General features: G+C 72.3%; 22 protein-coding genes and 1 tRNA gene. 13 read left to right on the top strand and 10 right to left on the bottom strand.

Annotation, left to right across the window (positions count from 1 at the left end; translation table 11 throughout):
• The first annotated feature begins 7 nt into the window (after positions 1 to 7).
• The 8 genes from FHX82_RS17705 to FHX82_RS17670 all read left to right on the top strand — a co-directional run bounded on the left by FHX82_RS17705 (position 8) and on the right by FHX82_RS17670 (position 7,688).
• Complete coding sequence (locus FHX82_RS17705; RefSeq protein WP_145932918.1) at positions 8 to 1,048, top strand: Gfo/Idh/MocA family protein; 1,041 nt, start codon at positions 8 to 10, stop codon at positions 1,046 to 1,048.
• Between the two features lie 70 nt (positions 1,049 to 1,118).
• Complete coding sequence (locus FHX82_RS17700) at positions 1,119 to 1,871, top strand: IclR family transcriptional regulator (RefSeq protein WP_145932919.1); 753 nt, start codon at positions 1,119 to 1,121, stop codon at positions 1,869 to 1,871.
• Between the two features lie 153 nt (positions 1,872 to 2,024).
• The gene (locus FHX82_RS17695) at positions 2,025 to 3,395 is read left to right on the top strand and encodes an MFS transporter (RefSeq protein ID WP_145932920.1); all 1,371 of its coding nucleotides are present in this window, start codon (positions 2,025 to 2,027) and stop codon (positions 3,393 to 3,395) included.
• Between the two features lie 4 nt (positions 3,396 to 3,399).
• Positions 3,400 to 4,254 (top strand): alpha/beta fold hydrolase, encoded by an 855-nt coding sequence (locus tag FHX82_RS17690; RefSeq protein WP_145932921.1) that lies wholly within the window; start codon positions 3,400 to 3,402, stop codon positions 4,252 to 4,254.
• Entirely contained in the window at positions 4,254 to 4,886 is a 633-nt protein-coding gene (locus FHX82_RS17685; RefSeq protein ID WP_145932922.1) for a nuclear transport factor 2 family protein, read from the top strand. Before FHX82_RS17690 ends, FHX82_RS17685 begins: the two co-directional genes overlap by 1 nt.
• A gap of 8 nt (positions 4,887 to 4,894) precedes the next feature.
• Positions 4,895 to 5,725 carry a sugar phosphate isomerase/epimerase family protein gene (locus tag FHX82_RS17680; RefSeq protein WP_183176685.1) on the top strand — a complete coding sequence of 277 codons (831 nt, stop codon included), beginning with the start codon at positions 4,895 to 4,897 and terminating at the stop codon, positions 5,723 to 5,725.
• On the top strand, positions 5,722 to 6,627 hold the full coding sequence (locus FHX82_RS17675; RefSeq protein WP_145932924.1) for a dioxygenase family protein: 906 nt from the start codon (positions 5,722 to 5,724) through the stop codon (positions 6,625 to 6,627). Before FHX82_RS17680 ends, FHX82_RS17675 begins: the two co-directional genes overlap by 4 nt.
• Entirely contained in the window at positions 6,624 to 7,688 is a 1,065-nt protein-coding gene (locus FHX82_RS17670; RefSeq protein ID WP_145932925.1) for a maleylacetate reductase, read from the top strand. The genes FHX82_RS17675 and FHX82_RS17670 overlap by 4 nt, the downstream gene beginning before the upstream one ends.
• Positions 7,689 to 7,792: 104 nt before the next feature.
• On the opposite strand, the gene FHX82_RS17665 is transcribed toward FHX82_RS17670, so the two are convergent.
• The 8 genes from FHX82_RS17665 to FHX82_RS17630 all read right to left on the bottom strand — a co-directional run bounded on the left by FHX82_RS17665 (position 7,793) and on the right by FHX82_RS17630 (position 13,841).
• Positions 7,793 to 8,623: an LLM class flavin-dependent oxidoreductase gene (locus FHX82_RS17665; protein WP_145932926.1), complete on the bottom strand. Its 831-nt coding sequence runs from the start codon at positions 8,621 to 8,623 to the stop codon at positions 7,793 to 7,795.
• A gap of 38 nt (positions 8,624 to 8,661) precedes the next feature.
• Positions 8,662 to 8,877 (bottom strand): pyridoxamine 5'-phosphate oxidase family protein, encoded by a 216-nt coding sequence (locus FHX82_RS17660; RefSeq protein ID WP_145932927.1) that lies wholly within the window; start codon positions 8,875 to 8,877, stop codon positions 8,662 to 8,664.
• Positions 8,878 to 8,966: 89 nt separating this feature from the next.
• On the bottom strand, positions 8,967 to 9,920 hold the full coding sequence (locus FHX82_RS17655) for a serine hydrolase domain-containing protein (RefSeq protein ID WP_221216143.1): 954 nt from the start codon (positions 9,918 to 9,920) through the stop codon (positions 8,967 to 8,969).
• A complete protein-coding gene (locus FHX82_RS17650; RefSeq protein WP_145933032.1) occupies positions 9,917 to 10,486 on the bottom strand; it encodes a dihydrofolate reductase family protein in 570 nt (189 codons plus the stop codon). The genes FHX82_RS17655 and FHX82_RS17650 overlap by 4 nt, the downstream gene beginning before the upstream one ends.
• 39 nt (positions 10,487 to 10,525) lie before the next feature.
• Positions 10,526 to 11,803, bottom strand: a complete 1,278-nt coding sequence (locus FHX82_RS17645; RefSeq protein ID WP_145932928.1) for a phosphodiester glycosidase family protein — start codon at positions 11,801 to 11,803, stop codon at positions 10,526 to 10,528.
• A 135-nt stretch (positions 11,804 to 11,938) separates the two neighbouring features.
• A complete protein-coding gene (locus tag FHX82_RS17640; RefSeq protein ID WP_506265855.1) occupies positions 11,939 to 12,295 on the bottom strand; it encodes a twin-arginine translocase TatA/TatE family subunit in 357 nt (118 codons plus the stop codon).
• A gap of 198 nt (positions 12,296 to 12,493) precedes the next feature.
• Positions 12,494 to 13,393, bottom strand: a complete 900-nt coding sequence (locus FHX82_RS17635) for a DMT family transporter (RefSeq protein ID WP_229881081.1) — start codon at positions 13,391 to 13,393, stop codon at positions 12,494 to 12,496.
• Positions 13,394 to 13,472: 79 nt separating this feature from the next.
• Entirely contained in the window at positions 13,473 to 13,841 is a 369-nt protein-coding gene (locus FHX82_RS17630) for a hypothetical protein (protein ID WP_145932929.1), read from the bottom strand.
• Between the two features lie 154 nt (positions 13,842 to 13,995).
• On the opposite strand from FHX82_RS17630, the gene FHX82_RS17625 reads away from it, so the two are divergent.
• From FHX82_RS17625 to FHX82_RS17605, 5 genes are all read left to right on the top strand, one after another.
• Positions 13,996 to 14,502, top strand: a complete 507-nt coding sequence (locus tag FHX82_RS17625) for a YlcI/YnfO family protein (protein WP_145932930.1) — start codon at positions 13,996 to 13,998, stop codon at positions 14,500 to 14,502.
• A gap of 61 nt (positions 14,503 to 14,563) precedes the next feature.
• The gene (locus tag FHX82_RS17620) at positions 14,564 to 15,409 is read left to right on the top strand and encodes a DUF4097 family beta strand repeat-containing protein (protein ID WP_145932931.1); all 846 of its coding nucleotides are present in this window, start codon (positions 14,564 to 14,566) and stop codon (positions 15,407 to 15,409) included.
• Between the two features lie 19 nt (positions 15,410 to 15,428).
• Positions 15,429 to 16,370 (top strand): ATP-binding cassette domain-containing protein, encoded by a 942-nt coding sequence (locus FHX82_RS17615; protein WP_145932932.1) that lies wholly within the window; start codon positions 15,429 to 15,431, stop codon positions 16,368 to 16,370.
• Positions 16,367 to 17,173, top strand: coding sequence for an ABC transporter permease (locus tag FHX82_RS17610; protein ID WP_145932933.1), 807 nt, complete (start codon positions 16,367 to 16,369; stop codon positions 17,171 to 17,173). The genes FHX82_RS17615 and FHX82_RS17610 overlap by 4 nt, the downstream gene beginning before the upstream one ends.
• Before the next feature lie 46 nt (positions 17,174 to 17,219).
• Positions 17,220 to 17,314: transfer RNA gene (locus tag FHX82_RS17605), tRNA-Sec, on the top strand.
• Positions 17,315 to 17,321: 7 nt separating this feature from the next.
• Here FHX82_RS17605 and FHX82_RS17600 read toward each other — a convergent pair.
• Positions 17,322 to 18,488 (bottom strand): ferritin-like domain-containing protein, encoded by a 1,167-nt coding sequence (locus tag FHX82_RS17600; RefSeq protein WP_145932934.1) that lies wholly within the window; start codon positions 18,486 to 18,488, stop codon positions 17,322 to 17,324.
• Positions 18,466 to 19,281, bottom strand: coding sequence for a phosphate/phosphite/phosphonate ABC transporter substrate-binding protein (locus tag FHX82_RS17595; protein ID WP_145932935.1), 816 nt, complete (start codon positions 19,279 to 19,281; stop codon positions 18,466 to 18,468). Before FHX82_RS17595 ends, FHX82_RS17600 begins: the two co-directional genes overlap by 23 nt.
• Positions 19,282 to 19,284: the final 3 nt, after the last annotated feature.

Raw genomic sequence — 19,284 nt, 5'->3', positions numbered from 1 at the left:
TGCGTTCATGGCACGACAAGACGGGCAGCGCAGCAGGCTGGGATTGATCGGAGCGGGCACGTTCGGCCTGCGGCACAGCCGCTTCATCGGCCGGTCGGACCGGGCCGACCTGGTGGCCGTGGCCGATCCCGCGTTCGGCTCGGACCGGCCCGTGCCGGGCGAACTGCAGGACGTCGCCCGCTACACCGACCACCGGGAGATGCTGGCGCGCGGAGACCTCGACGGCGTCATCGTGGCGAGTCCGAGCGAGATGCACGTCTCCCACGCCCTCGACTGCCTGGACGCGGGCGTCGCGGTCCTCGTCGAGAAGCCGGTGGCCGTCGACCGCGAGCAGGCGGGTCCGTTGCTCGACCGGCTCGCCGAAGACCCGCAGGCGCGGGTCCTCGTCGGACACCACCGGCGCCACCATCCCGCGGTGGCCGCCGCGCGGGCGCTGATCGCGGAAGGGCGACTCGGGGAGATCCGCACCGTCGCCGCGATCTGGGCCACCCACAAGACGGACCCCTACTTCGAGGTCGGGTGGCGACGGCGGCGCCCCGGTGGCGGGGTGCTGCTGATCAACCTGATCCACGAAGTGGACATGCTGCGTCATCTGGTGGGTGAGATCGTCTCGGTGCAGGCGATCGCCTCGAACAAGGCACGCGGACTGGAGGTCGAGGACACCGCGGGGCTCGTCCTGCGGTTCGAGAACGGGGCGATCGGCACGCTGGCCGGGTCCGACTCCGCGGTCTCGCCGTGGGGCTGGGACCAGGCCACTGAGGACGATCCCACCTTCCCCTACCACCCGGGGCAGCCGTGCTTGCTGATCGCGGGCTCGCAGGGTTCCGTCTCGGTGCCGGACCTGACGGTGTTCACGCAGCCGGAGCCGTCCTGGCTCGAACCGGTCGCGCAGACCCGGCTCCCCGTCGAGGGCGCCGACGCGTTCGCGCGGCAGCTGGCGCACTTCGCGGACGTCGCGGCCGGCCGGGCCCAGCCCCTCGTCACGGCCGAGGACGCGTTGCGCAGTCTCGAAGTGGTGCGCGCCGCGTCCCAGTCGCTGGCCGGTTGATCCTTTCCGGCGAGCCGTGCGGGTAACGTTGCTTGCTGAACGTGGAGAAGTCCGGCCGGAGGTGGGAGTGGTGGCCGGTAATTCCGCCAGTCCGGGGCAGAGCGTCTCCGGGCGGTTGCTCGCGGTGCTGGACTGCTTCGACGTGGCGCACCCCACGCTCACCCTCACCGAAATCGCCGACAGGGCCGGTCTGCCGCTCTCGACGGCCCGGCGGCTGATCGCCGAGCTGGTGGCGTGGGGCGGGCTCGAACGCCTGCCGGACGGGCGGCACTTCCGGATCGGGATCCGGTTGTGGCGCATCGGGTCGCTGGCGCCCCGGCAGCGGGTGCTCAGCGAGGCAGCCTTCCCGTTCATGCAGGACCTCTGCGAGGCCACGCGGGAGAACGTCCAGCTCGCGGTGCTCGACGACGGTGAGGCGCTGTGCGTCGAGAAGATCTCGAGCCGGCAGGCGGTGCCGACCGCCACCCTCGTCGGCGGGCGCCTGCCGCTGCACGCCACCGCCGTCGGCAAGGTGCTGCTCGCCTTCTCCCCGCCGCAGGTGTGGCGCGACCTCGCCACGGCCGGGCTGCCCGCGCTCACCCGCAACACGATCGTCCAACCGGGACGGCTGGCCTCGGCGCTCGAAGCCGTGGTGGAGCAGGGCATCGCCTACTCGTACGAGGAGATGACGCTGGGCGCGGTGTCGGTGGCCGCGCCCATCCGCGACGCCTCGGGCACGGTGCAGGGCGCCCTGGGCATCGTGACGCACTCACACCTGCGGGTGGACCAGCTCGGGCCCGCCGTGCGGACGGCGGCCCTCGGGATCTCCCGACGGCTCGCCTGAGGACCGGGCGCCCTCGGTCCGGCGGTGCCGCTCAGCGGTGGCTGCCACTGGATGGCAGTCGAGGCTGGCGGCCGCCGCTCGCGAGCGGTGATCATCCCTCTGCCGTGCCGAACGGGGCACCCTTCCGAGTTCCCAACAGATGCCGAGGTCTCAATGTCTGCGACTGGCACAGTCGACGTCCGCACCGTCATCGATCGAAATCCGCTGGGCAGGTTCCAGCTCGGCGCCCTGTTCGCCTGCCTGCTCTGCATCGTCGTCGACGGCCTCGAAGTCACGGTCGCGGGCTTCCTCGCGACGCAGCTCAAGGCCGACTGGGGAGTCACCACCGCCCAGCTCGCCCCAGCGGTGACCAGTGGCCTGGCCGGGCTGGGCGTCGGCTCGTTCGTGGCCGGCCCGCTCGGGGACCGGTTCGGCCGCAGAACCGTGATCGCGTGGTCGATCGCGGTGTTCGCCGCCGCGACCCTGCTCACCGCCCTGACCACCGGCGTCCTCACCTTCAGCCTGCTGCGCCTGGTGACCGGGCTGGGTCTCGGCGCCTCCATGCCGAACGTCGCGGCGCTGGTCACCGAGACGGTCCCCACCCGCAGCAGGCGGATCACCGTCGCGATCATCTGGGCGGGTTTCCCCGCCGGAGCGGCGATCGGCGCGCTCGCGATCCCGTTCGTCGTCGCCGGGGCGGGCTGGCGGACCGCGATCGTCCTGTGTGGACTGGTGGGGGTGGCGATCCTGCTCGTCGTGCTGGTGCGGCTCCCCGAGTCGCCGCGCTTCCTGGCCAACTCGGGGCGTCACCACGACCGGCTCCTCCGCTTCTGCAACCACGTCGAGCCCGGCAGCGCGGGACCCGGCACCGTCTTCGCCCGCGAGGCCGCGGCGCGGATCCGCACCTACCCGATCGCGCTGCTGCTCAAGCGGCCGATGCGGACCGGGACGCTGACGCTCTGGCTGGGCTACATGGCCGTGATGTTCACGGTGTACCTCACCAACACCTGGCTGCCGTACCTGTTCACCGCGGCCGGTTTCGGCACCGGCGAGATCTCCCTGCTCACGACCCTGCTCCAGGTCGGCGGGGTGATCGGCTGCGCGGTGATCGGCCTGCTGCAGGAACGGGTCGGGCCGCACCGGACGCTCGTGCTCACCTCGGTCCTCGGCGCGGGGATGGCGCTGCTCATCGCCGTGTCGCCCCGGTCGACCCTGCTGCTCGCCACACTGATCTTCGTGCTGGGGATGTGCACCAACTCGATCTCGACCGGGTACACCGTCATCTCGGCGACCTTCTACCCCACCGACATCCGCTCGACCGGCACCAGCTGGACGGCGGGGATGTCGCGGGCCGGGGCAGTCGCGGGTGGCGGGGTCGGCACCGCACTGGCCAGCATCGGACTCGGCTTCCAGCAGGTCTTCCTGTTGCTCCTCGTCCCGATCACGATCGGCGCGCTGTGCATGGTCGTCAAGGGACGCGCCTACCGGGACCGGCTTCCGGTTCCGGCTTCCGCCGCCCCGCTCACCACCACGAAGGAAGGATGATCAGATGCCGGACACTCCCGTGGAGCTCCACCACGTGACGAAGGAGGTGGCCGACGGCGTACGGCTGCACGCCGTGGTCGCGGGTTCCGGACCCGCGGTCGTGCTGCTGCACGGCTGGCCGCAGACCTGGTACGAATGGCGGCACGTCATCCCCGGACTGGCCCGAACCCACACCGTGATCGCGGTGGACCTCAAGGGCGCGGGGCAGTCGTCGAAGCCCTTGACCGGCTACGACAAGGTCACCATGGCGCACGAACTCGACCGGCTGCGCGAGCTGCTGGGGTTCGACCGGGTGCGGGTCGTGGGTCACGACATCGGGGCGATGGTGGCCTACGCGTGGGCCGCCACGCACCGCGACACCGTCACCCACCTCGGATTCCTCGACGCGCCGCTGCCCGGGGCTTCGGTCTGGGAGGGGATCTTCGCGGACCCGAAGGTGTGGCACTTCCCGTTCCACATGCACCGGGACATGCCGGAGTTCCTGATCCAGGGCCGGGAATACGGCTACGTCGAGGCGTTCTTCCGTGACCGTGGCACCAACCACGCGGCGTTCACCGACGAGGAGATCGGGCACTACGCCCGCGCGCTGGCTCAGCCGGGCGCCACGCGCGGCTCGCTGGAGTGGTATCGCGCCTTCCCGCAGGACGCCGAGGACAACCGCCGGCTGGCCCGGGAACCGCTCACCGTCCCCGTGCTCGCCCTCGGCGGCGAGGACCGCTGGGGACCCCGCATCGTGGACATGCTCCGGGAGTTCGCCACGGACGTCACCGGAGGGTCCATTCCGGACTGCGGGCACTGGGTCGCCGAGGAACGCCCCGCCGCGGTCCTCGCCGCCCTCGACACCTTCCTCGCCGCGTGATGGCCGCGCCGACTCCGGCCGAGGACCGGGCCGCCCTCCGCCAGCTGGTCGAGAACTGGGCGATCTGGCGGGACGCCGGTGACTGGGACCGTTTCGCCACCGTCTGGCACCCGGTCGACGGGTGGATGACCGCGACGTGGTTCCAAGGCCCGGCCGCGGACTTCATCGCCGTTTCGCGCGAGGGTTTCGACCGCGGCGTCTCGATCCTGCACTTCCTCGGCGGGCACAGCGCCGACGTGGTGGGCGACCGGGCCATCACGCAGACGAAGATGACGATCAACCAGCGCGCCGAGGTCGACGGGGTGCTGGTCGACGTGGTGTGCACCGGGCGGTTCTACGACTTCTGCGCCCGGCACGACGGCGACTGGACGATCGTGCGCAGGCAGCCGATCTACGAGAAGGACCGGCTCGACGTCGTGGACCCGGGCGCTTCGCTCACGCTCGATCCGGAGCTGCTCGGCCGCTTCCCGGCCGGCTACCGCCATCTCGCCTACCTGCAGACGAAGGCGGGTTTCACGGTGAAGGCCGGGCTCCCCGGGCTCACCGGGCCCGTGGTGCGACGGCTCTACGACGAGGGCGCGCGCTGGCTCGCGGGCTCGGCGACCGCCGGTGACCCCCACGCCGAGGAATGAGGAATCCGATGACAGAACTACACCTGACCTGCAGCGCGAGCACGCTGCGGGAGGCCGACTTCCCCACGCGCGTTTCGGCCGCGGCCGCGGCGGGCTTCGCGGGGATCGGCGTGCGCATGTCCGACTACCTGGGCTCCGGGCTGTCCGACGAGGAGATCCGCGGCCTGCTGGACCGGCACGGTCTGCGGGTGCTCGAACTCGAACACCTGTGGGACTGGGCGCCGGGCCCGGACCCCATGGAGGAGACGATCTTCCGGTTCGCCGACCGGATCGGGGCGCGCCAGCTCAACGTGCCGATGTTCGGCGAGTACCCGCTGGCGGACCTGGTGGAGCCCTTCGGTGCGCTCTGCGACCGGGCGGCCGACCACGGCCTGCTGGTCGGGTTCGAGTTCCTGCCCTACAGCGGGGTCCGGACCCTCGGCGAGGTTTGGCAGATCGTGGCCGCCGCGGGCCGCCGGAACGGCGGAGTGATCATCGACCTCTGGCACTGGTTCCGTTCCGGGGCCCGCGTCGATGACCTCGCGGACATCCCCGCCCCCGCGTTCACCTCGCTGCAGCTGTGCGACGTCGCGGCCGAACCCGGCCCGCGGATGGCCGAGGAGTCCCGTCACGCGCGTCTTCTGCCCGGCCAAGGTGCCGGGGACACCCAGGGGCTGCTGCGGGCGTTGCGGGAGCGCGGGATCACCGTGCCGGTGTCGGTGGAGGTCTTCTCCGACGACCTCGACGCCCGGCCCGCCACCGAGTCGGCGCGGCTGGCCTACGACGCCGCCGCGGCCGTGCTGCGGGAGGCGGACCTGGACGCGCCCGGCTGGGCCACGACAAGGGAGGACGTGCGATGACGGCCGGCGCGTCAACGGCGCAGGCGACCGGGTTCAGCGAGGAGGACTCCGCCGAGATCGTCGTCCAGAGCCTGCGCGACACCCCGGACGAGCGCCTCAAGCAGGTGCTCACCAGCCTGGTGCGGCACCTGCACGCGTTCGTCAAGGACGTCGAACCCTCCCACGCCGAGTGGCAGGCCGGGATCGACTTCCTCACCGCGGTCGGCCACACGTGCGACGACACCAGGCAGGAGTTCGTGCTGCTCTCGGACGTGCTCGGGGTTTCGATGCTGGTCGACGCCATCAACAACCGAAGGTCGGCCGCGGCCACGGACACCACCGTCCTCGGGCCCTTCCACCTGGTGGAGTCCCCGCCCCGCGAACTGGGGGCGACCATCTCCCTCGACGGGAACGGCACGCCGTGCGTGTTCGCCGGGCAGGTCACCTCCAGCGACGGGACGCCGCTGGCCGGGGCGCTGGTTGACGTGTGGCAGGCCAACGGTGCCGGGTTCTACGACGTCCAGCAGCCGGACGTGCAGCCCGAGCGCAACCTCCGCGGGCTGTTCACCACGGACGAGCGTGGGCGGTTCTGGCTGCGCACGGTCGTGCCCCGCTACTACCCCATCCCGGACGACGGGCCCGTCGGCGCACTGCTGGCGGCCACCCGACGGCACCCGAACCGGCCCGCGCACATCCACGTGATCGCCGAAGCCGCCGGGCACGCCTCGCTGACCACGCACGTTTTCGTCGAGGGCAGCCCCTACTTGGACTCGGACACCGTCTTCGGGGTGAAGAAGTCGCTGATCCGCCCGGTCACGGTCGTCGACGACCCGGTCCGGGCCGAGCACTACGGCGTAGGGAACCCGTTCCGGCTGCTCGAATTCGACGTCGTCCTCGACCCGGTCGAGGGGGCCGGGCGATGATGCGGGACTTCGTCCACGAGAGCAGGCCCGGACGCGTGGTCTTCGGCGTCGGCGCGCGGGACCGGCTGGCCGAGGAGGTCGAACGGCTGGGTTTGCGGCGGCTGCTGGTCGTGTGCACACCGCCGCAGGCCGACCTCGCGGCAGCACTCACGAAACCGCTCGGCGAGCGTGTCGCCGGGCTCCATCCGCACGCCGAGATGCACGTGCCGGTCGCGGCGGCCGCCGTGGCCGTCGACCGGGCCCGCGAGATCGGCGCGGACGGCTGCCTGGCGGTCGGCGGCGGGTCCGCGGTGGGGCTCGCCAAGGCCGTCGCGAAGGAGACCGGCCTGCCGATCGTCGCCGTCCCCACCACCTACGCCGGCTCCGAAATGACTCCCGTGTGGGGCCTGACCGACGCCACGGGCAAAACCACGGGCCGGGACCCCCGGGTGCTGCCGGCGCTGGTGGTCTACGACCCGGGTCTCACGGTCACGTTGCCTGCGGCGCTGTCGTTGACCAGCGGCGTCAACGCGCTGGCGCACTCCGCGGAAGCCCTCTACGCCCCGGACGTCTCCCCGGTCATCTCGCTCATCGCGGCGGAATCCGTCCGGGCGCTGGTGAGCGCCCTGCCGCGGGTTGTCGCTTCCCCCGGCGACCTCGAAGCCCGCGCGGACGCCCTCTACGGCGCGTGGCTCGCCGGGACGGCCCTCGGGGCGACCACGATGTCGTTGCACCACAAGCTGTGCCACGTTCTCGGCGGCGCGTTCGACCTGCCGCATGCCGAGGTGCACACCGCGGTCCTGCCGCACGTGCTGGCCGTGAACCTCCCCGCCGCGCCGCAGGCGCTCGCCGCCCTGCGGCAGGCACTCGACGCCGAGGACCCCGCGGCGCACCTGTTCGCCCTCTCCCGGGACCTCGGTGCCGAGATGTCACTCGCCCGGCTGGGCCTGCCGGAGACGGGGGTCGACACTGTCGTCTCCCGGGTGCTGGCGGCCCCTTACGCCAACCCGGTTCCGGTCACCGAGACGACGTTGCGCCGGCTGCTCACCGCCGCGACGGCGGGCACCCCGCCGCTCGCCTGACGAATTCGTTGCTGTGGAAAGGAAAACCTAGGAGTGTCAATCGGTCCATTGTAGACCGATGCGCGGCGGGGCGTGGGATCTTCGAGGAAACCCCGAGGTACCGCCTACTTTCCGGCCAGCTTGGCCACCACCGGGGCGAACGTGTCGGCGAAGTCGGCGCCGAAGACGAAGTAGGTGAAGCCGATTTCCTCCCGGCGCCGCTGGATTTCCTCGGCGGCTGCGACGGGGTCGGCCGGGAGCGCTTCCAGCGAGCCGACCGCGTGCAGCGCGGCGGTGTCGGTGTCGGGGGGAGCCATGAACGGCGCGACCCTGTCCCCGACCACGGCCACGTGCTGGGCGAATTCGACGTCCCGGACGGAATGGAAACCGCGCACCAGGCGGGTGATCTCGGCCCGGTTGTCCCCCGGCATCAGGGCGAAGGTGACCGTGTCCGCGACCTCGGCCGCCAGCGCCTGGGCCTTCGGACCGCGCACGGCCATCACCACCGGCGTGTGCAGATCGGGGCCGTCGAGTTCACGCAGCGCCGTCACGGTCTCCCGCACCTGGGCCAGCCGCTCGCCCGGGGACGCCACGGGCAGTCCCCGTTCGCGCAGTTCGTCTTCGATGCCGGGCCTGCCGGTGCCGATACCCATCTCGAAGCGCCCCTCGGTGAGCACCGACAGCGAGTGCGCTTCCCACGCGGTGCTCCAAGCCTGGCGCAGCGGCGAGGCATACACCCAGGTGCCGACCCGCAGATCACCGAGGCCGGCCGCGGCGGCCAGCGTGGGGCCCGGCGCCGGCTGCCACTGCGGGACGTCGGGCATCAGCAGCGTCGAGTAACCGCTGTCGGCGATGCGGCGCACCCGCTCCCGCCACGTCGGCAGGTCGGTCGTGAGCGGGGCGACGACCCCGAACCGGAAGGGCCTGGTGCCGCCGGTTGCCGTCGAATCGGTCATCTTTTCCGTCCTCATCAGTGGTAGGAATGGGATTTCGGTCAGGCGTTCCACCGGTAGCGGTCCACGCCGGTCAGGGTGCCGGTGCCGGCGGTCAGCACGCAGTGCTGGTTGGCGGCGAGGTTCTTGGCCTTCTGCTCGCCGTCGCCGGTGGTGAACCACATCGCGCCGAGCGCCCAGATCGCCAGCAACGGGGTCACGTGCGGCCGGCCGTCCCGGCGCACCGTGCACAGCTGGAACTTCTGGATCCGCCGCAACGCCCACTCTCCTTGTGCTCAACGGGTTTCGGCGAGAATCGTCATGACCGACAGTGCGGTGCCGAAGTCCGGGGTGAGGCGGGTTTTCGTCAGCGCGAAGGCGATGCCCCGCGGGGGTCGGCGTAGGCGTAGCTCCCGCCCCCGCCCGGCCAGCCGAACGCGACCGAGTTCTCCTCGGCGGGGGCGCCGATCCTGCCGAGCGGAAAACCCAGCGCCATCCGCGCCGGAGTGCCGAAAACCTGGTCCACCCCTTCGAACGCGGGCGCGGACAGGTGCGCCAACTGTGCGGAGTCCACGAGTTTGCCCTGCAGCACCGCGTCGTACATGGCGGCGAGGCCGTGGGCGGTGACGGTGCCGACCGACGGGATGTCGGCCCGCAGGATCCCGGCGTCGTTGCCGAAGTCCGCACTCGGCTGGTTTTCCCACGGCGCGTCGGCAGGCGCCTGCTGTTGTTCCAGGGGCGCCAGCTCCGGCAGGGACTCCTCGGGAACGCCGAAGTACAGCTGCCCTTCGATGCCGAGTGGCGCGGTGATCCACTCGCGCAGCAGCTCGGACACGGGCCGCCCGGTCGCGCGGCGGGCCAGCTCTCCGACGAGGTAGCCGAAGGTGTAGGAGTGGTAGCCCATCGCCGTGCCCGGCGGCCAGCGCGGCTCGGCGGCGGCGAGCGACTCGCACACCCTGGACCAGGCAGGAAGCTCGCGGGGAGTGATCTCGCGTGGCATGGCGGGAAGACCGACCGTGTGGGTCAGCACGTGCCGCAGGGTGGCCGCGGCCTTGCCGTGCGCGGCGAACTCCGGCCAGAGGTCCGCGACCGGGGTGTCGTAGCCGAGGAAACCACGCGCGACGAGCAGGTGCGCGAGCGTGGCCGACACGTTCTTGCCGGTGGAGAAGCTGAAGATCGGTGTGGTGGAGGTGAGCCGCCCGGCTACCGCGTCGACGATCAGGGCGCCGTCCTGGTAGACCGCGACCTGCACGCCGGTCTCCGCGCCGGTGCTTACCAGCGTTTCGAGCCGGCGCTGGATCCGCTCCTGGATCCCGCTCATCGCCGCCTCGTCTCGTACCGGGTCAGGACCACGCCGCCGGGAAACGTCCGCGTCTCCACCAGGTTCAGGTCCACCCAGCCCTCCAGCGCGGTGAAGAACGGCGTGCCGCCGCCCGTCAGGACCGGATGGGTGACCAGCGCGTACTCGTCGATCAGCCCGGCCCGCATGGCCGCCCCGGCGAGCGTCGCGCCGCCGATGCGCAGGGGCCCGCCGTCCCCGGCCTTGAGCCGGGTGATCTCGGCGACCGCGTCACCGGTGACCAGGCGAGTGTTCCAGCCGACCTCGGCGATCGTCGAGGAGAACACCACCTTCGGCGTGTCCCGCCAGTTCCGCGCGAACTCGATCTCCCACGGCGTGGCGTTCGGCTGCTGGTCGCCGGTCGGCCAGTAGGAGCTCATCGTCTGCCACAGCTTGCGCCCGTACAGGGTCAGGCCGCTCGCCCGCTCCTGGCCGAGCCACCACCGGAACAGCTCGTCACTCGGCGGCCCGCTCCAGCCGATGTCGTCGCCGGGGGCGGCGATGTAGCCGTCCAGGGTCAGGTTCATGCCGTAGATCAGTTTCCGCACGGTGTGGAGACCGGCGCCGTGCGGAAAACTCATCGGTGCTCAGTTCCGGAGGTACCAGCCGAACCAGTCCCGGCTCGCGGGGTGCAGGTAGTGCGCCGGCGGGACCTGCTCCGCGGGGAAGAGCGGGAAACCCTTGGGCGGGCCCGCCGGGGAGTCGTGGAAGTAGGTGCCGCTGACCCAGGCCGGGTTGATGTCGAGCTCCATTCCGCGCACCACGCCGGCCGCTTTCAGGATGTTCCCGAGCGTGCACACCGAGAGCGCGGGACCGCCGACGTAGACCTCGGCGCCGTCGGCGGTGACCCCGAAGGCGGAGCGGTGGATGTACGCGGCTTGGCCGATGGTGCTGCCCCATTCCTTCGTGCCGCCGGTGGCGCAGGTCGGGTTCACCTGGCCGTTGTCGACGAGCATGACGAGGTTCTGGCGCACGCTGGCGACCTGCGGGCTCATCGCGACCTCGTGGTTCCAGGAGCCGACGGTGGCGGTGCCGTCGGTGCGCAGGACGAGGCTCGCCGCGCCGTCGACGAGGGGCACCGCCGTGCGGCCTTCGCTGTAGTAGCCGCCGTTGCTGGCTCCGTTGAGCCGGAACCCGGCGTTGAACGCCGCCACCACGCTGTGTTCGAGCGCGGGGGTGATCGACGTGGCCGCGTGCCAGGAGCCGCCGGGGTCCTGGAACCCGGGCTGCAGCTGCCCGCGCACGAACGTCGGGTCGAGCCACAGCACACCGGCCACGAACGACGTGTGCTGCGGGTCGGGGCGCAGTTCGGCGACCCGGGCCGCCGGCTGCCCGTGGTCGGTGACGACGGTCTGCCACTGCCCCTCACCGGGCAGCAGCGCCGTTCCGGCCAGCGAGGTGATCGGCGCCGGGGCGGGCAACCCGTGCGGGCCGCCGCGCGGCGCGGGAGCGGTGGGCACCACGCCCGGCGCGATCGGGATACCGCCGGGCGGCAGTCCGCCGACGGGGGGCTGGTTGTGGTCGTACTGCTGCTTTTCCAGCCAGGTCACGAGCCCGCCGAGGCCGTGGTCGCGGCCCCACTCGGCCAGGCGCGCGGCGGTGCTGTCCGTGCCGGGCGCGGTCAGCGCGCCGGTGACCGACCAGCCCACCACGACGAGGAACACCAGCACGGCGGCCAGGAACGAGCGACGCAGCCACCGCACCCAGGGCCGCCGCCGTCCGGGCGGCGTGATCGGCCGGGTTTCCGCGGTGTCGTCCCCGGAGACCTCCGGCGAGGCCGTCGCCAGCGAGCCCGAGAAGCTTCCCGCGTCACCACGGTCCTCGACGAGCCCCCCGGACTCTTCACCACGAACTTGTCTTGTCACCGAACCGCACAGGAGTCGACCGCCAGGAACAGGACCGGAGCGTACGAACGCTCCGCTGAAAGGACGCTGAGCGCGGGGCACGGAAGGGACAGCAGGGGACGAACCGGATTTCTCCAGTGGTCCCATGCGGAGCGCCTACGGGTCGAGCGGCGGCCGCTCGCGCGCGGGTGAGGGCGTGCGCCGGCCGTCGCTCGGCGCCGCGGTGCCGTTCGAGCCGAGCGGGTCGGGGTCGCCGTCGAACAGGTGCTGGACGATGGCGTGCCGCGGGTCGAAGTCGCGCAGCCGGCGCAGGTCTTCCCATGGCCGGCGGTACTCCTCGAACTCCGGCCCGAGTTCGTCCTCCAGCTGCCGCTGGGCGGTCCGGGCGAACTGCCGCACCTGACGCGCCGACCTGCCGAGCCACGCGGCCGCCTCCGGCAACCGTTCCGGCCCCAGGACGAACAACCCGGCCGCCAGCAGGACCAGCAGATGCATCCAGCTCAGTCCGAACACCGGTTGTCTCCATTCGCGACACCGCGGCCACCGGTCGTCATCCGGTCCTCCGGGGCCAGGTTGCTCCTCCCTCGCTGTGTGGACGCTGAGAGCCGGCCCCGGCAGGACCGCCGCGATCAGTGCGGCGTGCCGAACGCAACGCACTCCGGCCCTCCACAACGGACAGTGGGCGAAAGGGACACGAGCGACGTCGTGCTTTCAGCGCCGTCCCGGTCGCAGGAGGACCGGGCGGCGGCAGCTGGAGTCCGTGCGGGCCAGAAGCACGACTCCGACGACGGCGAGCAGCCCCGCCGGTGCCCATACCGCGGCGTGACCGGGTTCGAGTCGTTCGCCGAGCAGCAGCCGGGCCGCGGGGATCGCGGCGAGGGGGTCCACCACGGTCAGCGCGGGCAACGACCAGGCCAGTGCCCCGCGCGAGTACGCCTGCTGACTGCCCAGCTGCGACGTCACCGCGACGACGACCGCCGCCACGAGGAGCAGCCAGAACAGGCCGCTGGACACCACGTGCGCGGCGCGGGCGGCCGCCTTGAACGCGGCCGAGATGAGCACGGCGGCACAGCCCGCCGCGATCCCGCCGCACACCCCGCACACCACGGCGCCCGCCGTCCCGTGGCGGGCCCGCGCGGCGAGCCCGACCAGGAGCACCACCCCGGCGACCACGCACAGCACCACGACCGGAGCGGGCAGGTGGTCGGGCCGCCCCTGCGCCGGCCGCGCCGCCAGCAGGAACACGGTCAGTCCGCCGATGGTGCACGCGGCGCCGAGCACCTCGCCGCCACTGGGGAGGCAGCGTTCCCGCACCGCGCGGATGCCCAGTGCGATCACCAGCGCTCCGGCGAGCATCGGCTGGACGATGGACACCGGCGCCAGTGCCAGCGCGGCGACCTGCACCAGGCTCCCCGACACCGTCGTCGCCTGTCCCACGATCCACACCGGCTGCCGCACCAGCACCCGCAGGTCGACGCCTCCGCCCGGACCGTCGCCGGACAGTGCCTGGTGCTGCAGGACGGAGCCCACCGCGAACAGCACCGCGGCGACGATCGCGAGCACGGTGCCGGTCGTGAAGCCACCGACCCCGGCCAGGTGTGGGGTGTGCACGCCCGGGAAGTTCCCCCGAGGCCGGTCCCGCCAAACCCGTCCCTGCCAGGACAGCGGCAAGGATGTCCACAGTGGACGATCAGCCCACCCGGCTCCGCGGGGTGCGGCGGCGCAGCCGGAGCACCACCACCGCTCCCAGGAACACCGCCACCGCCGCGCCGGCGCCTTCGAGGATCTGCTGCCTCGCCCGGCTTCCCTGGCACGCCTCGATCGCTTCGTTCACCGGTTCGGAGAACGTCCGCTGCTGCAGCCCGCCGGCGGTGCCGCCGCTCGACAGCTCGTCCAGCTCGGTCGACGGCGTCAGAGCCGTTCCGCACGCGATCGGCCGTCCGGCGACCGGGCCCGGCACCGACACCGAGGCGCTCCCCGCCCAGATCGCGCCCACCAGGCACAACACCGCGACCACCGCGAAGACCACCGTGAGGCGCACGGTCCCCCTGCTCAGCACGTCCGGTCCTCCCGTCGCCACCACCACCGCGGCCCCAAACGCTAGCGCCGTCCGGCCCGCGGCGCTCGACGAAACGAACCTCGGGTGCCATCGCTGGCAGCAATCTGAGCCACCTCTCTTGCCAGTGGTGCCACTCGTGTGCCAAAGTGGCACCGTGGACATGACGACGTATGTGAGCAACCTCGGCCGTGAAATCGCCACCCTCGCCGAAGTCGGCGGGGAGGACGCACGGGCGCTGGTCGAGCGCCTGACCGGGTCGCTGGAGTCCGCGATCCGGATGGCGCTGCTGGAAGCGCTTTCCGCGGCCGCGGACGAGATCACCCGCGAGCTCGCGCCGGGCTCGGTGGAGCTGCGCCTGCGCGGACGCGACCCGCAGTTCGTCGTCACCCCGCCGTCGGCCGAACCCGCCGGGGAAACCCCTCCCGCGGAGGACGCACCGGACGACGACCAGCCCATCGCCGAGGACGGGCCCACCTCGCGGATCAACGTGCGCCTCCCCGAGCAGCTCAAGGCGGCGGTCGAGGAGGCCGCCGCGAAGGAGGGGCGCTCGGTCAACGCCTGGCTGGTCCGCGCGGCCTCCGCCGCCCTGCAACGCACCGACCGGGACCAGCGCCCGGCCGGCAAACGATCCCAGCAGCGCCTCAGCGGCTGGGTCCGCTAGCCCGCACCACACGTCCTCGACCTGCGAGGACGCTCCACCCACCCATCATGAGGGGACAGCCATGCCCGAATTCGACACCCCCGAAGCCATCGCCGTCACGCTCGAACTCGGCGTCGGCCACTTCCGGATCACCGCGAGCGACCGCACCGACACCGTCGTCGAGGTGCGTCCGAGCGACCCCGCCGACGAGTCGGACGTCCAGGCGGCCCAACGGGTTCGCGTCGACTACGCGAACGGCGCGCTCCAGGTCACCGGGCCGAAGGCGCGTGCGTTCGACTTCTCCCGCAAGACCAGGTCGGTCGACGTGACCATCGACCTGCCCACCGGTTCGCAGGTCTCCGGCGACGTGCAGGTGGGCGACCTGCACGGCACCGGCACGCTCGGCGAGGTCCGGTTCAAGACCTCCGTCGGCAACGTCCGGCTGGAGCGGACCGGCCCGCTGCGGGTGCACACCTCGACCGGTCACCTCACCGTGGAGGGCGTCGCGGGTGAGGCCGATGTCCACACGAGCTCGGGAGAGGTCCGCCTCGGCGAGGTCGACGGCTCCGTGGTCGTCAAGAACTCCAACGGGGACACCGAAATCGCCGCGGCCGCGGGCGACGTGCGGGTGCGCGCGGCCAACGGCGACATCACGATAGGCCGCGCCGGCGCGGGGGTCGACGCGAAGAGCTCCAACGGCTCCCTCCGCGTCGGTGAGGTGGCGCGCGGCTCGGTCACGCTCGGCACCGCCATGGGCGACATCGAGGTCGGCATCGCCGAGGGCACCGCGGCCTGGCTGGAGGTGAACACCGGATTCGGGCACGTGCGCAACCTGCTGGAGAACACCGCCCGGCCCGGGGAGTCCGACGAGACCGCCGAGGTGCGCGCGCGGACCTCCTACGGCGACATCACCATCCGCCGTTCCTGACCTTGCGAAGGGGAAAACCATGCCTGCGAGCTCCCAGCCGGCGATCGCGGTCACCGGGCTGCGCAAGTCGTTCGGCGACCACGTCGTACTCGACGGTCTCGACCTGACCGTCCCACGCGGAACGGTCTTCTCCCTGCTCGGCGCGAACGGCGCCGGGAAGACCACCACCGTCCGGATACTGTCCACTTTGATCAGTGCCGACGACGGCAGTGCCCGGGTGGACGGGCACGACGTCGCGCGCGAACCGGACGCGGTGCGGGCCGCGATCGGGGTCACCGGCCAGTTCTCGGCGGTGGACAACCTGCTGACCGGCGAGGAGAACCTCCTCCTGATGGCGGACCTGCACCACCTGCCCCGCGGCGAAGGCCGCCGCCGCGCCGCCCGGCTCCTCGAACAGTTCGACCTCGCGGAGGCCCGGCGCAAACCGGCCGCCACCTACTCCGGCGGGATGCGGCGGCGGCTCGACCTGGCGATGACCCTGATCGGCGACCCGCGGGTGATCTTCCTCGACGAGCCGACCACCGGGCTGGATCCGCGCAGCCGCCGGAGCGTGTGGCAGCTGATCCGGGACCTGGTGGCCGGCGGGGTCACGATCTTCCTGACCACGCAGTACCTGGAGGAGGCCGACGAGCTGGCCGACCGGATCGCGGTGCTCGACTCCGGCAGGCTGGTCGCCGAGGGCACCCCGGACGAGCTGAAACGCCGCATCCCCGGCGGGCACGTGCGCCTGCGCTTCGCCGACGCGCAGGGCCTCGACGTGGCCCGGCGCGTCCTGGACCAGACCGCGCCGGACAACGACGCGCTCGCCCTCCGGGTGCCCGGCGACGGCAGCCTGCGCTCGCTGAAGACGCTGATCGACCGCCTCGACGCCCACGCCGTCGAGGTCGACGAGCTGTCCGTGCACACGCCCGATCTCGACGACGTCTTCCTCGCCCTGACCGAGAAGGTGACCCCCCGATGACCGCTCCCGCCCTGCCCCTGCGGTTCCACCCGCTGCGGGACTCCGCGACCATGTTGCGCCGCAACCTCAAGCGGATGCTGCGGTACCCGTCGATGACCGTGACGCTCGTCGGGATGCCCGTCGTCCTGCTGCTGCTGTTCGTCTACGTGCTCGGCGGCACACTGGGCGCCGGGCTCGGCGGCCCGGCGGGCGGGCGCGCCGAGTACGCCAACTACGTGGCGCCCGCGTTCCTCCTGATGACCGTGACGTCCACGGTGCAGGGCACGTCGATCTCGGTCGCCATGGACCTGACCGAGGGCATCATCGCGCGGTTCCGCACCATGCACATCGCGCGCGTCTCGGTGCTGACCGGGCACGTGCTGGGCAGCGTGCTCCAGGCGGTGTTCAGCGTGGCGGTCGTGACCGGCGTGGCGCTGCTGACCGGTTTCCGGCCCACCGCGGGGCTCGCCGGCTGGCTGGCGACGGCCGGTTTCCTGGTGGTGGTGAGCTTCGCACTCGTCTGGCTGGCCGTGGCGCTCGGCCAGGCGAGCAAGACCGTCGAGGGCGCGAGCAACGTGGGGATGCCGCTGATGCTGCTGCCGTTCCTCGGCAGCGGGTTCGCACCCACCGACTCCATGCCGGCCGGGCTGCGCTGGTTCGCCGAGTACCAGCCGTTCACGCCGATCATCGAAACCCTGCGCGGGCTGCTGATGGACCGGCCACTCGGGCACAACGGGTGGCTCGCACTGGCCTGGTGCGCCGTCATCGCACTGGGCGGCTACCTGTGGTCGAAGAGGCTGTTCAACCGCGAGTACGCGCGCTGACCGCGGGGGCGAGAGGCTGCGGCGTCGGCTACCCTCTGACGGCGAGGGAGGTGTCCGCGTCCTGGTGGGCGCCGCGGTCTTCAAAACCGACGAGGCCGAGCAGCTCGGCCTGGCGGGTTCGATTCCCGTTCACCTCCGCCACTTCCCTTCACATGAAGTTCTTCGTGTGCAGGGCGGACAGCTCGGCCGCCTCGTCGTCGGGAAAACCGAGGTACGCCAGGCGCCTGCGGCGGCCGTCGTCCATCCGGTGCTGCAGCCCCTGCACGGCGTCCCAGCCGCGGCGGATCGCGGACGGTTCCCACGACCCGGCGGCCAGCAGCACGAGCGAGTCGTACACGTCCTGGTTCAGCCCCGCGGTGTCGCGCAGCGCCTCGTGCCGCCGCTCGACCGCCCCGCGCAACCGGCCCAGGAACGCGGGATCCCGGGCGACGAGGTGGGCCGTGTGGGCGGTGCCGAACGCGACGTGGCGCGCCTCGTCCCGCCCCGCGAGCCGGGTGACGCTCGCGGTGACCGGGTCCGGCGCGTGCTCGTTGAGGAAGCTCAGCAGGTCCACGAACGTGCCTTCGCCGAGCACCGAGAGCAGGAACGACGCCAGCGTGAAGTCCGGTTCGTCCAAAAGGGACTGCAGCGACGCGCGCCCGCCCGCGCCCGACACGCCCAGCTCGTCGCGGTGCAGCAGCGCCCGCCGCGTGAAGATCTCCACGTGCCGGGCCTCGTCGGCGATCTGCGCGGCCAGCAGCTGCATGACCTCGCGGAAGTGCGGGTGCAGGCTCGCGAGCAGCCGCGCCGGGATCATCAGCGCGGCATGCTCGTTCTCCACGAGGTAGGTCATGATCTGCACGACGGCGTCCTCGATCTCGGGCGGCACCTCGACCGGCGTCGCCCAGTCGACCGCCGTCGCCGGGTCCCACTGCGCCGCCGCCGCGCGGGCGTAGAGCCGCGGGGCGATGTCGGCCCACACCAGGTCGCGGTCCACCCAGGCCACGTCCAGCGCCGGGCCACCGGCCTCGACCAGCGCGCCGCGCGCGGCCAGGCCCCAGCGCGGGTCGGCCCGCGCGCTCACCCGCGTGGCGCTGCCCGCCCGTTCCGCGCCGGCCCACCGCTGCTGCGCCGCGTGCCCCTTGACGATCGTGCCGTCGCCCTCGAACCGGTGGCCCCGCCCGCGGCACCAGGCCCGCAGGTGCAGGTTCAGCTCCGGGTGCGTGCCGGTGACGGTCAGCCGGTCACCGGGGCGGATCGCGGCCAGCGCGCGTTCGACGAGCAGGTGGCCGCCGGTGTCGAGACCGAGGGAGTCAAGGTCGGTAGTCGCGGGCAACGACGTTCCCCTCCGCGTCGTAGAAAGCGCTTTCGTCGACCGCCTTTTCGAGGACGGCGTGCCCGCTCGTGCGGCCGGGCAACCACCGCGTGAGGCCTTCGAGGTCGAGCAGCGGGCGCGCCTCCGGATCGGCGTAGGACATGCCGAGCAGCAGGTCGACGAGCTGGTCCGCGTCGGCGCCGGGCGCGGAGGTCAGCACGCAGTGGTCGTACGGCTCGGTGTGCGCGAGCACCCTCGCCGAGCCCGGCGGGAGGGTGCCCTCCTGGCCGAACAGCAGCAGGTTGGTGTCGGTGACGCAGGCAGCGTCGACGAGCCCGTCCCGCAGCGCGGCCGCGGCCTCCCGCTCGCCGCCGATGTGGTCGCCGTGCAGGCCGACCCCGACGTCGAACCGCCGCACCTTCACGTCCACACCGGCGCCACGCAACAACGACAGCGGCAGCAGTGTCGCTTGTGGAGAGTCGACGGCGCCGGTCGCGACCGTGCGGCCACGCAGGTCCGCCAGCGCGGTCAGCCCCGAGTCCGCGCGGACCACGATCGCCGTGGTGAGGTCGCGGTCGGTGTCGCGCATCGCGACGGCGCGGACCTCCGGGGAGAGGCGCCGCGACCGGACCCAGGCCAGCGGCGAGTTCCACGCGACGTCCAGCCGCCCGGCGACCAGGTCGTCCACCAGCCGTTCGTAGTTCGAGTACAGCACGAAGTCGAACTCACAGTCGCGGGCCCGCAGCCAGCGGCGGAACCCCTCCCAGATCGTGACGACCTTGGGGTCGTACGCCACGGCACCCAGCACAGTCATTCC

It is taken from the genome of Amycolatopsis bartoniae (genome assembly GCF_014191255.1).
Lineage (GTDB): Bacteria > Actinomycetota > Actinomycetes > Mycobacteriales > Pseudonocardiaceae > Amycolatopsis_E > Amycolatopsis_E bartoniae.
Note: the sequence above shows the minus strand (reverse complement) of the source record. Positions and strands in the feature narration are given on the sequence as shown.